The 13,471-nt window shown below is 61.1% G+C and carries 12 protein-coding genes and 1 tRNA gene; 9 read left to right on the top strand and 4 right to left on the bottom strand.

Translation table 11 applies throughout. The annotated features are described in order from the left end of the window. Positions 1-6: 6 nt before the first annotated feature. From mgtA to HY067_01745, 3 genes are all read left to right on the top strand, one after another. Complete coding sequence (gene mgtA / locus HY067_01755; GenBank protein MBI3526672.1) at positions 7-2,772, top strand: magnesium-translocating P-type ATPase; 2,766 nt, start codon at positions 7-9, stop codon at positions 2,770-2,772. A gap of 104 nt (positions 2,773-2,876) precedes the next feature. Further along, positions 2,877-2,952, top strand: a tRNA-Thr gene (locus tag HY067_01750). 80 nt (positions 2,953-3,032) lie between these two features. Continuing rightward, positions 3,033-3,356, top strand: a complete 324-nt coding sequence (locus tag HY067_01745; protein MBI3526671.1) for a hypothetical protein — start codon at positions 3,033-3,035, stop codon at positions 3,354-3,356. Here the strand turns inward: HY067_01745 and HY067_01740 are convergent. Continuing rightward, positions 3,353-3,823: a universal stress protein gene (locus HY067_01740; protein ID MBI3526670.1), complete on the bottom strand. Its 471-nt coding sequence runs from the start codon at positions 3,821-3,823 to the stop codon at positions 3,353-3,355. The two genes, HY067_01745 and HY067_01740, sit on opposite strands and share 4 nt — an antisense overlap. A 150-nt stretch (positions 3,824-3,973) precedes the next feature. On the opposite strand from HY067_01740, the gene HY067_01735 reads away from it, so the two are divergent. From HY067_01735 to HY067_01715, 5 genes are all read left to right on the top strand, one after another. Further along, a complete protein-coding gene (locus HY067_01735; GenBank protein ID MBI3526669.1) occupies positions 3,974-6,853 on the top strand; it encodes a bifunctional proline dehydrogenase/L-glutamate gamma-semialdehyde dehydrogenase in 2,880 nt (959 codons plus the stop codon). A gap of 42 nt (positions 6,854-6,895) precedes the next feature. Further along, positions 6,896-7,366, top strand: coding sequence for a YbaK/EbsC family protein (locus HY067_01730; GenBank protein MBI3526668.1), 471 nt, complete (start codon positions 6,896-6,898; stop codon positions 7,364-7,366). Positions 7,367-7,494: 128 nt separating this feature from the next. Further along, positions 7,495-8,640: a mandelate racemase/muconate lactonizing enzyme family protein gene (locus HY067_01725; protein ID MBI3526667.1), complete on the top strand. Its 1,146-nt coding sequence runs from the start codon at positions 7,495-7,497 to the stop codon at positions 8,638-8,640. A gap of 78 nt (positions 8,641-8,718) precedes the next feature. Continuing rightward, the gene (locus HY067_01720; GenBank protein MBI3526666.1) at positions 8,719-8,991 is read left to right on the top strand and encodes a high-potential iron-sulfur protein; all 273 of its coding nucleotides are present in this window, start codon (positions 8,719-8,721) and stop codon (positions 8,989-8,991) included. A 106-nt stretch (positions 8,992-9,097) separates the two neighbouring features. After that, a complete protein-coding gene (locus HY067_01715) occupies positions 9,098-9,616 on the top strand; it encodes a hypothetical protein (protein MBI3526665.1) in 519 nt (172 codons plus the stop codon). A gap of 491 nt (positions 9,617-10,107) precedes the next feature. On the opposite strand, the gene HY067_01710 is transcribed toward HY067_01715, so the two are convergent. From HY067_01710 to HY067_01700, 3 genes are all read right to left on the bottom strand, one after another. Beyond that, on the bottom strand, positions 10,108-10,359 hold the full coding sequence (locus HY067_01710; protein ID MBI3526664.1) for a MerR family transcriptional regulator: 252 nt from the start codon (positions 10,357-10,359) through the stop codon (positions 10,108-10,110). Between the two features lie 116 nt (positions 10,360-10,475). Continuing rightward, complete coding sequence (locus HY067_01705) at positions 10,476-10,736, bottom strand: hypothetical protein (GenBank protein MBI3526663.1); 261 nt, start codon at positions 10,734-10,736, stop codon at positions 10,476-10,478. Between the two features lie 325 nt (positions 10,737-11,061). Then, positions 11,062-11,901: an HDOD domain-containing protein gene (locus HY067_01700; protein ID MBI3526662.1), complete on the bottom strand. Its 840-nt coding sequence runs from the start codon at positions 11,899-11,901 to the stop codon at positions 11,062-11,064. A gap of 423 nt (positions 11,902-12,324) precedes the next feature. Here HY067_01700 and HY067_01695 point away from each other — a divergent pair, with 423 nt between their 5' ends. Continuing rightward, entirely contained in the window at positions 12,325-13,455 is a 1,131-nt protein-coding gene (locus HY067_01695) for a polymer-forming cytoskeletal protein (GenBank protein MBI3526661.1), read from the top strand. Positions 13,456-13,471 lie beyond the last annotated feature (16 nt).

Below are 13,471 nucleotides of genomic sequence, written 5' to 3'. Positions count from 1 at the left end.
AACAACATGAACTTCTCAATCTTGAAAGAATTTTTCGCGGGCTTTGTCCGCACCCGCGCGATCACTCGCCACTTCCGTCGCCTGGCGATCCTCGATGCGTTCAAGGGAGCGACCGTCACCCGCGAGATGCCGTCGGCGCTGGCGCAGACGCTGCTTGCCGCCTCCCGCAGCGATACCGATGCGCTTCTCGCGCAATTGGGCACGCATCCGGACGGCCTGACCGAGACGCAGGCCGAGAGCATCCGTGAGCGCGTGGGTTTGAACGAGGTCGAGCACGAAAAACCACTGCCGGGATGGCTGCACCTGTGGCACTGCTACAAGAACCCGTTCAACCTGCTGTTGACGGTGCTCGCCATCATTTCCTACTACACGGAGGACATGAAGGCCACCATCGTCATCTCGACGATGGTGGTGCTCTCCACCTTAATCCGCTTCGTCATGGAATCGCGCTCGAACCGCGCGGCCGACAAGTTGAAGGAGATGGTCAGCAATACCGCAACGGTACTGCGCCGCGACCCGGCGCAGGACGCCGCAGAAGGTGCGCGCCGTTATTTCGGCGCCATGCTGCATCCCAAGGGGCCACACAAGGCCGAGGTACCGATCAAGTATTTGGTACCTGGCGACGTGGTGCTGCTCGCAGCCGGTGACATGATCCCGGCCGATCTGCGCATCCTCTCGGCCAAAGATCTGTTCGTGAGTCAAGCGGCAATGACCGGCGAATCGTTGCCGGTGGAGAAGTTCGCGGTCCAGCGAGTCACCGGCGTGACCAATCCGCTCGAACTGGACAACGTCCTGTTCATGGGGACCAACGTCGTAAGTGGATCGGCGGCGGCGGCGGCGGTCGCCACCGGCAACCGTACCTATTTCGGCACGCTCGCCGAGCGAGTCACCGCGGCGGACCGCACACCGACAGCATTCCAGGCGGGTGTGAACAAGGTGAGCTGGTTGCTCATTCGCTTCATGCTCGTCATGTCCCCGATCGTACTGCTCATCAACGGCTTTACCAAAGGCGACTGGGTGGAGGCATTTCTCTTCGCCCTGTCGATCGCCGTGGGTCTCACACCCGAGATGCTGCCGATGATCGTCACTTCGACGCTGGCCAAGGGCGCGGTATTGATGTCGCGCCGTAAGGTCATCGTGAAGCGGTTGGATGCGATCCAGAATTTCGGCGCGATGGACGTGCTGTGCACCGACAAGACCGGGACGCTCACACAGGACAAGATCTTCCTGGAGCGACACACGGATGTATTCGGCGTGGAGTCGGACACGGTGTTCGAATACGCGTACCTCAATAGCTACTACCAGACGGGATTGAAGAACCTGCTCGACGTGGCGGTGCTGGAGCACGTCGACGTCCACCGCGAACTGGAAGTTGCGACCGCTTTCCGAAAAGTGGATGAGATTCCGTTCGACTTCACGCGGCGGCGTATGTCGGTGGTGGTTGCCGAGCACGACGAACACCACTTGCTGATCTGCAAAGGCGCGGTGGAGGAAATACTCGCGGTCTGCACCCGCGCTCAGCATGGCGAGGCGGTTGAGCCGCTATCGCCGGACCTGCTTTCCCGTATTCGCGAGGTCACGGCCTCCCTCAACGAGGAAGGACTGCGAGTGGTCGCGGTCGCTTCGAAGGAGCTGCCACCCGCGAAGGACGTCTACGGCGTTGCCGACGAATCTGATCTGATCCTGGTCGGCTACATCGCCTTTCTCGACCCGCCAAAGGAATCTACGGCTCCCGCACTCAGGGCTCTCAATGCGCATGGGGTGGCGGTCAAGATACTGACCGGCGACAACGAACTGGTCACTGCCAAGATCTGCCGCGAAGTCGGACTGCCAGCGGACGGAATCGTGCTCGGTGCTGACGTTGAGGTCATGACAGAGAGCCAGCTCGCCGAGGCGGCGGAGCGGCACAACATCTTCGCCAAGCTCACACCGGTCCACAAGGAGCGGATCGTAATGGCGTTGCGCGGCCGGGGTCACGTGGTCGGTTTCATGGGCGACGGCATCAACGACGCACCGGCGCTTCGTGCCGCCGACATCGGCATTTCCGTGGACACCGCCGTGGACATCGCCAAGGAAGCGGCCGACATCATTTTGCTCGAAAAAAGCCTGATGGTGCTGGAGGAAGGCGTCGTCGAGGGTCGCAAGACTTTCGCCAACATGCTCAAGTACATCAAGATGACCGCCAGTTCAAACTTCGGCAACGTGTTCTCGGTGCTGGTGGCGAGCGCATTCCTGCCCTTCCTGCCGATGCTGCCCCTGCAACTGCTGGTGCAGAACCTGCTCTACGACATCTCGCAGATCGCGATCCCTTTCGACAATGTCGACGAGGATCTGCTGAAGCAGCCGCAGCGTTGGAATCCAGGCGAAATCGGCCGCTTCATGGTGTTCTTCGGGCCGATCAGCTCGATTTTCGACATTGCGACCTACTGCCTCATGTGGTTCGCCTTCAAGGCCGATTCGGTCGCCGGGCAAACCCTCTTTCAGTCCGGCTGGTTCATCGAGGGGCTGCTGTCGCAAACGCTGATCGTCCACATGATCCGGACGAGGAGGATTCCATTTATCCAGAGCCGGCCGGCGTGGCCGCTCATCTTCATGACGGCGACGATCATGGCTGCCGGCATCTATTTGCCGATGGGTGCGCTGGCCGACTACTTCAAGCTGCAGGCCTTGCCTTTGTCCTACTTCCCGTGGCTTATCGGCATCCTGTTCGGCTACATGACGCTCACGCAGGCGATGAAAGGGTTTTACGCCCGTCGGTTTGGCTGGCAGTGACTCATTGCATCGGACTGCTTCGCTTCATGCAGCCGCAAGAACTGCTGAAGGCCGATTTTGCGGTTTGCCCGCGGGACCGCGGCCGCCGTATAATTCGCGCCCACGCCGCTGTAGCTCAGTTGGTAGAGCAGCGCATTCGTAATGCGAAGGTCGCCAGTTCAAATCCGGCCAGCGGCACCATTCAAGAGCACTTGCCAGTGCCGGGCCGACGCCGGATTCGCAAGCGCTCTTTGCTTTTTTTGCCTGGGGCTGGATTGGACGTGAAAACACTGGTTTTGATGTTGCTGCTGGTGTTGCCCGGTCTCGCCTTCGCCGAGGACGATGGCGATGAGTTGCTGGGCCTGATGGAAAGGCCCGCGACCAGGCAAGCCGCGCTCGCCCACGTCGACAATGTCAGGACCAGGTGGGACGGCAGCGTGTTCTGCCTCTCCAGGGAAAATCCGCAGGCGGCAGACGATCCGCAGGCTGCGGCGTTCGTCGCCGTCAAAAACTACCTGGAAGCCCATCCGGAAGAACGCTACCGCCCGCGCCGCTATCTCATCATCCAGGGCTTGCGCGCCGCTTATCCGTGCCCGCCGCGCTAGCGATACACCATCACCGGTATCTTGGTGTGGGTCAGCACCCGTGCCGTTTCGCTTCCCAGCAACATCGCCGTTAGTCCGCGACGACCATGCGATGCCATGAAGATCAGGTCGCAACCCGTCGTGGTTGCTGCCTCGATGATGCCTTCCCAGGGGTGATCGTCCGTCAGCAGCAGTGTTTCGCAGGAGACGCCCGCTTCACTGGCGCGGTCTTTCAGGGTCTCGACCAGGCGCTCCCCGCGTACCTTCGCCTCGCGCTCGAATTGCTCGGCGAGGACGTCGCTCGGTCCGGCTTCCGTGTAGATCAGGTAGGACGTGGCGGGGATTGCATGAAAAGCAACGACACTGGCGCCGGCGAATTTCGCGAAGTCGATGCCTTTTTGCGTTGCGGAATCGCATAACGCCGAGCCATCGGTCGGCAGCAGGATTTTGCGGTACATGAGGGCACCCCCTTTTTTCTGATTCTCCATTTATAGCCGTTTCTCGAAACAATTGCGCGGTCTCCCGGGATCCCAACGTATTGTCGGCATGGGTCGTGAGCAAATTCTACTCATTCCGCGACGAACCGGCAGGCTCCGGCGAGACTCAAATATAGAGTCATCAGTGCTGGAAGGGCGATCATGGGCGGGGCAGCTCAAAAGACGGAATTCGAAGCGCTGATATTCGAGATCGGGTCGGATCTTTACCGGTTCGCAGCAGGCGCCAGACCCTCGTTGTTCGACGCACGGGGTCTCAAGGGCAGGGTGCTGACGCGCGCAATCGAGAATGAGAAGCTGCGGGCGGCGCTGTTCCGATTCATCGACGCTCTTCCCCATCTTGAATCCGCCGCCGACGTTGCGTCCCATTTTCGCGGCTATCTCGAGGGCCATGCGCTTGGCGGGGCCTGGAACCGGTTGTTGAGACTGGGCAACCACGCTTTGCTGGCGCCGGTGGTCCGCGCCTCGGTCGGGCGGTTGGCGCGCTATTTCCTGGTCGAGGAATCGAGAAGCGCGGTTGCGCGCGCGCTCGATGAGTTGCGTACGCTGCCCGCTGTCGCCAGTTTCGATGTGGTCGACGAAGCCGTCCTCACCGACGCCGAGGCCGAACGCTATCTGCAGCGCAACCTCGATCTACTCGACTGGCAGGCGGCCGCCGGCTCCAAATCGCCGCATCTTTCCGTCAAACTCACCGCGCTTACGCCGCGCCTCGACCCGATCGATCCGGAACGCTCGCGCCAGCGTGCGATGAAGGCGCTGCGGAAACTGATGCCACGCGTGCTCGAGCTGCGCGCCTGCCTTACCCTGGACATGGAGCAGGCCGAACTGAAGCCGCTGGTGCTGGAGACATTCCGCGAGCTGGCGGCGACTTACCTGGAACCGGGATGGATGCCGGCGATCGCCCTGCAGGCTTATCTTCCCGATACCCAGAAGGACCTCGAACAGCTCATCGGCTTCGCCCGATCGAATCGGCGCCGTATCGGCGTTCGCTTGGTGAAAGGTGCGTACTGGGATACCGAACTCGCGATCGCGCGTCAGCGCTGCTGGCCGCCGCCGGTCTTCGAGGACAAGGCACAAACGGACACACAGTACGAACGGCTGACCGACCTGCTGCTCGACCACGCCGACATCGTTTTTCCGGCGATAGCGGGACACAACGTCAGAGGCCTCGCCTATGCGATCGCGGGGGCGCGCATACGCGGGCTGCCGGCATCCGCCTGGGAAATACAGATGCTGCACGGCATGGCCGCACCGCTTGCCGGCGCGATCGCGCACAGCGGCGTTCAGTTGCGGATGTATCTGCCTGTTGGCGACCTGATTTCCGGCATCGCTTATCTCGTTCGCCGGTTGATGGAAAACATGGCGAATACTTCGGTACTCCGGCAAACCTACGCGGAGGGCCGGGACCTGCACCTGCTGCTCGCCCCGCCGGCGGCCTCCCCGGCCGGGGAAGGTCGTGCGCCAGCGAACGGTTTCGTCAACATGCCGCAGCTGGATTTCAGCCGGCACGATCTGTGTGCAGGCTTTGCGCATGCACTGGATGTCGTGCGCGGACAGCTGGGACGAGACCATCCGCTGGCAATCCACGGCGCCGCTTCCGCGGGTCGATTCGAACCGGCGATCAACCCCGCGGACCCGACCGAGATGCTGGGACGCGTCGAAGCGGCGACCGAAGTACACGCGGAGCAGGCGGTCGCCAACGCCCGCGCCGCGTTTGCCGAATGGCGCGATGTACCGACAGCGCAAAGGGTCGAACTTTGCCTGCGCGCGGCGGGCATCATGCTCAGACGGCGCGAGGAGCTTGCCGTGTGGCAGGTGCTTGAGGTTGGCAAGAACTGGCGCGAGGCGGATGCCGACGTTGCCGAGGCAATAGACTATCTGCGCTACTACGCGCGTGAAATGGCGGCACTCGACGGCTGGAAGCCGACCGCCACCTATCCCGCCGAGATCGACCAACTCCGTTACGAGTCATGCGGCGTGGCGGCGATCATCGCGCCATGGAATTTCCCACTTGCCCTCCTTACCGGCATGACCGCCGCCGCGCTGGTCGCCGGTAATACCGCGATCATGAAGCCTGCGGGTCCCGCGCGCCTGGTTGCCTGTCAGCTTCTCGAGATACTGCGCGAAGCCGGTTTTCCGCCGCAGGTGTGTCAATTGCTCCCCGGCAACGGCGAGACGGTCGGCCGCCGGCTGGTCGAGCACTACGACGTCGCCATCGTCGCCTTCACCGGCTCGCGCGACGTGGGCGCAACGATCCTGAAGCAGACAGCCGGACTCTGTCTCGGTCAGCGGCAGCTGAAACGTGTCGCATGTGAAATGGGTGGGAAGAATGCGATCATCGTCGACAGCGATGCCGATTTCGACGAGGCGGTGCCGCAGACGCTGCAATCCGCGTTCGGATACCAGGGGCAGAAGTGCTCGGCCGCCTCTCGAGTGATCGTGGTGGGAAACCGCCACGACCTTTTCGTGAAGAGGCTTGCCGAGGCGCTCCATGCTTACAGTTACGGGCCGCCGGAAGATCCGCAGCATGTGTTCGGCCCGGTGATCAGTGCAATGGCGCGGCAGAAGATCGAAAGTTACGTTGAAGTCGGCCGGATCGAGGGCCGCTTGTTCTACCGCGGCAAGGTGCCCGATCTCGGTTTCTACGTCGCGCCGGCGATCTTCACCGGCATCGAACCGCATCACCGCCTCGCACGCGAAGAAATCTTCGGTCCGGTGCTGGCGGTGTTGCGTGCCGCCAGCTTTGAACAGGCCCTGGAGATGGCGCTCGACAGCGACTACGCGCTCACGGGTGGCGTGTTCTCCCGCCTGCCTGCGCACATCGAGCTGGCACGCAAGCGTTTCCGGGTCGGCAATCTCTACATCAACCGCCGGATCACTGGTGCGCTGGTTGCGGCACAGCCCTTCGGCGGCATCGGTCACTCAGGCACCGGTATTCAGGCTGGCGGACCGGACTATCTGAAGCAGTTTTTATGGACCCGCGTCGTGAGTGAAAACACGCTCCGCCATGGGTATGTGCCATGACCGGGCGGTTGATGCGGAGCTTGTTTTCCGAAGGAGGGCACTATGAGTATCTCCCCTAAACTGATGGAGTACATGCACCGGTACCACGTCGAATACGAGGTCTTCAGCCATCCCCGCACCGCGAGCAGCATGGAAACGGTGCGCGTGGCGCATATACCGGGCGAGCGCTTGGCCAAGTCGGTAATCCTGGAGGACGACAAAGGTTACGTGATGGCGGTTGTGCCGGCGAATGCGCGTGTTCATCTCGGCGAACTCAGCAAGCAAATGCACCGCAAACTGAGGCTCGCGGGCGAACTGGAGGTAAATCGCCTGTTCGACGACTGCGCTCCGGGGGCGATTCCTCCGGTCGGGCCCGCTTACGGCGTGGAGACCATCGTGGAAGAAACCCTGCAAACGCAGCCGGACATCTTTATCGAGGCTGGAGACCACACCGAGCTGATCCACTTGAGCCTGGAGCAGTTCATGGAAATGATGACCGGAGTGCGTCACGGTCATTTCCTGAGCCACTACTGACCTGGCGTCGCGGCGGGTTTTCCCGCCGCGATCCCACCTGTCCACGAGGTTGCTCGGGACTTCGTGGACAATTGCAGCGGCGTTTCCCGCCTCCGGGCAGGGGCGTACCAAATAACAGGACCGTAAGAATGAAAATCACCGACGTCAAAATCCACGTCCTCAAGAGCCCGCTCGCCGAGCCGTTTGCGTTTTCCCAGGGCTGGGTCAGGCAACGCTCCGCAACGCTGGTCGAAGTGCTCACCGACCAGGGCATCACCGGCTGGGGCGAAGCCTTCGCCCAGGGGCTGGAACCGCCCGAGATCGCGGCCACCGTCATCGACAAGGCGCTGAAGCCCCTGGTCATCGGCGCAGATCCGCTCGACATCGAAGTGCTCTGGCACCGCATGTACCACATGACCCGCGACTACGGGCGCAAGGGCTCTGTCGTCGCGGCCATCAGTGCGGTGGACATCGCGCTCTGGGACATCGCCGGCAAATTTCATGAGTCGCCCGTCTACAAATTGTTGGGCGGTGCTTTTCGTACGCGCGTGCAGCCGTACGCGACCGGCTTCTATCGCATCAAGGGGCAGGGCGAAGCGAAGCGGCTCGGTGAAGAAGCCGTCCGTCACTTCGAAGCGAGTTTCTCGTTGATGAAAGTGAAGCTGGGCTATGGCGTCGATGACGATATCGCCTGCATGAAAGAAATCGGCCGCGCGATCCAGGGCAGGCCGATCACGCTTATGGTCGACACCAACCACGCCTACGGACGTGCCGAGGCGCTGAAGCTCGGTCGCGCGCTCGACGAATATGACCTGCGGTGGTACGAAGAGCCGGTCGTTCCGGAAGATGTGCAGGGCTACGTCGAAATGCGGCAGAAGCTGTCCATGCCGATCGCCGGCGGCGAAAACGAGCACACGCTCTATGGTTTTCGCGAGTTCATCGGTGCCGGTGCCGTGGATGTCGCGCAGCCGGATCTCGGTTCCTGCGGCGGCATCTCCGCCGGTCGTCACATCATCGCGCTGGCGCAGTCGCACGGGGTGCAAATCAATCCGCACGTCTGGGGCTCGGCGATCGCACAAGCGGCGTCGTTGCAATTCATCGCCGCAGTACCGGTTGCGCATCATTCATTGTTCGCCATGGAACCGGTCCTCGAGTACGACTGTTCCTCGCATCCTTTCCGCCAGCACCTGATCACCAGGCCGATCCAGCAAGTCGGTGGATGGGTCGAGATCCCGTCCGGTCCGGGTCTGGGCGTCGAAGTGGACCGTACCATGCTGGAGAAATTCCACGTCTGACCGGGTGGCGGGAAGCGCGGGGCTATAATCGTTTGCGCATTCGAATGCGGGTCAGCTTCTGTCTGATCGGAGGTGGGGATGAAAGAGAAGCCAATAGTACCGGCACGGCGCGCGCTGCTGAAGGCCGCGGTCGCCTGCGCGGGCGTCGCGATGGCGCCGGCTGTTGCCCAGCAAAAGCCGGGCATGCGCATTCGTACGCGGGAAGAAGTCGGCTATCGCGACGAACCCTATCTCGGCCGCACCTGTTCCAGGTGCGTGCTCTACCAGGGCGATGGCAAGTGCATCATCCTCAGCGAGCTGGTGAATCCGAACGGATGGTGCACGCAGTGGGTGCCGAACACGATGGGCTGATGCCCACGGTGAGGTTATTGGTGACCAGTAGTCGGTGAGTGGCGAAAGACAAAAATGAGGGTGTTCCGTTCGACCAATCACCAATCACCAGTTACTAATCACCGTTATGAGTGAAGAACGCTCGTTCGAACGAATAACCAAGTCCGACCTGAAGAGGCTCGCGCGTATCGCAAGTGCCGAGCGCGAGGATTTTTTCGAGCGTCATCCCGAATGGGCGATGCTCTACCGCAGGCGCATGGTTTGCGCCGCGCTCTGCAAGGATCCGGCGCTGCACTTCGTCAATGGTTCAACCGGCGTCGACGTGTTCGATGTCTGGACTTTCTACGCAGAACATTCAGAAGCGCCTTTTCCGTTCCAGCAACTGGCCAAGGCGGATTTCGGTAAATCGAAGTTCGGTCGCGATGCGGCAAATCCCGAAGCCTATCAGGGCAGGCGGATCGAACTCAGGGGCCGCTCGCTCGACTGCAAGCCAGGCGACGACCCAATTGAAGTGCTGCAACGCTATCTGCGGTCGGGCGAGACGCCGTCGGCCCGAGAACTGCGGGACAAGGCGGTGGTGCTGCTCGAACCGGAACAGTTTCTCGGCTACGTCGTCTGGCCATCGTTGGCCATGCCGATCGGCTGAATTCCTGCGCTGGAAATGACCCGGCCCCGAACGCAGAGCGGGTTGCTCCGCACTCGGGGCCGTCGTCTTTTTTATAAACCAGTTGGCGAAGTGGGCAGATCGTGCCTCTTCGTCGGCTGGTTACTCCTCCCCCGGCTGTGTTGCCAGAAGTCTCCTTTGCGTCGAACCGGTGTTGGCCGATCCGGCAACTATCCAATCCGGTAAATCGAAACCTTCCCTTGCGGTCAGGTCAACCGCGGCGGGCATTCGCGTTGCCATAGAAGCAGAACGCATAGCTGTCGCCGGGTATCGGTTGCAACACGCCACGGCGATGCATTCGTGAGAATCGATGATGTCGCTTATGACATCGTCTTCCCGTTTGAATCTGCACTGGGGCAGGTCAACACCGAACAATCTGCACGAATCCTGGCTTCATCATCTGCTTGCCCGGAAACCGTACAGTGGCGCGCAGACTAACTGTCTGCGGGTGGAACAGTCAATCTTGCAGTGCGTCAAGAAGGATTGTTGGCTCCGGAGAGGGCGGAGACGATTGGAGAACCGGTCGCATAGGGATTCGCATCGCATTGATGAATCAGTTCTTCGAGGACAGCGCGAACCGCAACCAAATGCAACCGTTCCAGGGCCTCTTTCGGGTACTGGCGATAACCGGTGTTCGGTTTAGGGAGTACTTGGAGCAATCCGAAGTTCTGGCAGCAGCGAATGGTTTCCACGCCGACTTTGGCGTGCTTCGCCAGGTTGCCGATGGTAAAGCTTTCCTAGTGAGTGCCATGAAGAGCGGCGCACCGATTGACGGTGCGCCGCTGTTTTTACTGCACTTTCGGCCTCAGTGATCGCTCACCGAAGGCCTGTTGCCATTACCTTAGCTACGGCCGAATTCGATCACCCCTTTGCCAACTGTCACGGCGACCTTCGTATCGCCCTTGCTGCTATCGCGGCCGGAATCGGCGACATTGCCCGATTGCGTTGCGACGGCGCCGACGATCTTCACGTTGGGCACGCCTGCCCGGCCATAGACATTGGCGACGTTGTCGATCTGGTAGGTGCCCACGCCGGTTTCAGCAAAGGCGCCAGTCGTGGCAACGGCCAAGCCCGCAGCGATGATGAGTTTGGTTGCGTTCATGGTGTTTTCCTTCCAATTAAGAATAACTGATCTTGTCTTGCGATAGCCCGTCAGTCTTGGCGGGGTGGACGAAAACCCTTTCGTCCGTCGTATGGGTAGCATTAGACGCCATTGCGGCATCGCACAATAGACCAGCGATGACTATATTATCTATTCCAGGAAGGAATGTAAGAAATAGGGGCTAGGGGATAGGGACTAGGGTAAAAGCAGGGGCTAGGGACTAATAGGGGCTAGGGGGGGAACAAAGGCAGGGCCGAGGTCGGAGTACCGAATGGGAGCTTAAAGCACGGAGCTTTTACTAGCCCCTAGTCCCTAGCCCCTGATGTTAATGATCTATCTTCTCCGCCTTGGCCATCAATTCTTCCTCGCTGATCCCGAGAACATCCAGCGCAAAGCCCCCCCCTTGCGACCATTCCCTGCATTTCGGCCCAATATTATGCCGGGTATAGATCCATTCGGCGGCCAGGACCAGCGCCACCAGCGTGCAGATCCCGTCCGCCACGGACCCACCTTGCAGCAGCGGGTAATCGTGGTGGTTCTGGATCGCCAGGCAGGTCTCTTCGGGCAGCAGCCAGCTCTGTGCGAGCCGCGCGCCCAGGCTCGCGTGGTCGACGCCGAACTCGTCTATTTCGTCCGCCGTGATTGCGCGGCCGCTATCCAGGTGGCTCACCTTCATGAAATTCGCATAGCCCGAAAATTGACCGATCATCAGCGGGATGCCGCAGTCGCGGAACAAGGCGAACGTATAAGCCTCGTCCCGGTTCGTAATGCCCAGCGGCCGTGCCAGTTGCGCGGTGACTTCGGCGATGCCCGAGGAGGCCTGCCAGAAGCCGTCCATGGCGGCGTTGTCGCCGACGGGGAAGACCTGTCGCAGCAGCAGACCGGTGACGATTTCGACAGTGTTGCGCAATCCCATCAACTGCAGCGCCTGGTTTACCGAGGTCGCCTTCGTGCGCAGCCCGAAGAAAGGCGAGTTGACCGTTTTCAGCATGGCCGCCGACAGGCCCACGTCAGTGCTGATCAGCTTCGAGGCCTTGTTGTAGTCGGGCTCGTCCTCACGCATCTCCTTGAGCAGCTTCGTGAGAATCGCGGGGCACGGCGGAATGCCGATCTCGCGAACGATCTTGTCGGCTTCCCTGTCGATTTCACGGACGGTCTGTTCCAAAACATTTCCCCTTTTTTGTGGTCGAAGGCTGCAGGGCGCGACGTTAATCGCGGTATCGGCACTTCATCGGAGAAACTTGAGCGGTCCGCATGCGTTGCCGGCACGCACACGGCATAATGGAAACAGTACGAATTGAGAGTGTCGCCGGATTGAGTCATCCGCTCCGGCCCCGAATCGCCGCCTTGTAAAACCGTGACGAACGTAACGATCGTGAAGACGTGACCGGGTAAGAGCAGCACTCGGGATTCTTCACCATACCCCGATGAGGGGGTGTTCAGTGAACAGCGAAACAAAAAGCCGCGGCAGGATTTTGTGAAATCAGAAATCAATAATATCGAAAGGCTTTTCCGATCGTTACGACCGTCACGTCGTCACGCCATCACGTTCATTCTGTTACTCCTGCCTCCGGCCATCGGCCACGCAGTGGAAGGGCAGCGTCCGGGCGCACACGAAACCGTCATCGCCGGCGACTACTTCGGTACCGGTACCAATGCGTCGCCCGGCAGCACAGTGGAAGGCGATGCCTTCGTCGCGGGCGGGCAGGTGGATTTGAACAAGCCCGTCAATGGCGATGCGTTGCTTGCCGGTGGCGGCGTATCCATATCCGAGCGAGTGGGCGGTGATCTCTATGCAACCGGCGGCAGCGTAGTGATCGATGCGCCGATCGCGGGGAATGCCCGCCTCGCCGGCGGGCATGTCGAGATCACCAGGCGCGGTCAGGTGTCCGGCAAGACCACACTGGTCGGCGGTCGCGTGACGGTGATGGGCAAAGCCGGCCGCCAGCTCGCCGTATTCGGCGAGCATGTCACGCTCGACGGTGAGGTCGCCGGCAACGTCACCATCGCATCGCGCACGCTGTCCATCGGACCGAATGCGCGCGTATCGGGCAAGCTGACTTACCGCGGTTCCGTGCCGGCGCAGATCGATCCCGCTGCCGTCATCATCGGCGGCATCAATTATCTGAGTTTCGATTTCGAAGACGAAACCTACCGGCCCGTCGCCAGAGTGGTGGCCTGGGTCGGCGTCATCGCGTTCACGGTCGGATTGTTTCTGATCGGCATCCTGGTGATCATCGTGGCGCCGGAGTCGACCGCGCACACGAGCAAGCTAGGGCGGGCCCGACCGATTTCCTCGCTCGCCATGGGACTGGTGACGATCCTTTGCGCGCCGATCGCGATCGTGCTGCTGATGCTCACCATCGTCGGCATTCCTTTCGCGTTCATGCTGCTGCTGGCCTGGCCGATTATCCTGATCCTCGGTTATCTGGCCGGCGTCATGGCGGTGAGCGACGCGATTGCCGGACCGAGCGCAGGCGCGAAAGGGCGGCGCATCTTCCTGCTCGCCATGGGGCTGGGCGTGATGCTTCTGTTCGCGCGCGTGCCGTTCGCCGGCTGGTTCATCGGCATGCTGCTGCTGGTCATGGGTGTCGGTGCGATGGCGCTGAATGCGATGGGCGTGAGCGTGCCGGTCAAGATCAGGAAAGAAACGCGCGTTGTCCCCATCGGCGAAACCGAACCTGTCTTGCGCCGGGAGCCGACTTTCCGCGTGGACTGAAACTGCAAACACCAAG

This window comes from Betaproteobacteria bacterium (genome assembly GCA_016194905.1).
Taxonomy (GTDB): domain Bacteria; phylum Pseudomonadota; class Gammaproteobacteria; order Burkholderiales; family JACQAP01; genus JACQAP01.
This window is presented reverse-complemented; position numbering and strand designations above follow the sequence as displayed.